The sequence below is a fragment of the Adlercreutzia sp. DFI.6.23 genome, assembly GCF_024462535.1.
Classification (GTDB): domain Bacteria; phylum Actinomycetota; class Coriobacteriia; order Coriobacteriales; family Eggerthellaceae; genus Adlercreutzia; species Adlercreutzia rubneri.
Genome location: NZ_JANGBP010000331.1, coordinates 1 through 322, shown reverse-complemented (window position 1 = coordinate 322; position 322 = coordinate 1). Strand labels below are relative to the sequence as shown.

Genomic DNA, 322 nt, shown 5'->3' with positions numbered 1-322 from the left:
CCCGTTTCCATCAGGCAACCACGCGTCACCAAAACGCCCCAGCGCCACCTCTCCGGGCGCGCCATCGCCGCGGCGCTCGGCCCTAGGCCCGTCATCGTCGTCGGCACCGCGCGCGACGGCCGGGCGAACTTCGCGCCCGCGGCTTTCTGCACGCCGCTGTCCTACGAGCCGCCCCTTGTGGCCCTGGGACTGAAATCGACATCCTGGAGCGGCAAGGCCATCGAGGTGACGGGGCACTGCACCCTGTCGTCCGTGGGCGCCGAGGCGGCCGAGGCCGTGCTCTGGTGCGGCTCGCACTCGGGGCGCGTTACCGATAAGAGCG

Annotated in this window: 1 protein-coding gene; it reads left to right on the top strand. The window is 71.7% G+C overall.

All coding sequences use genetic code 11. The features are described 5' to 3' along the window. Window positions 1–322 (top strand): flavin reductase family protein (locus tag NE591_RS13595; protein WP_256156902.1); only part of this gene is annotated, 322 nt, incomplete at both ends.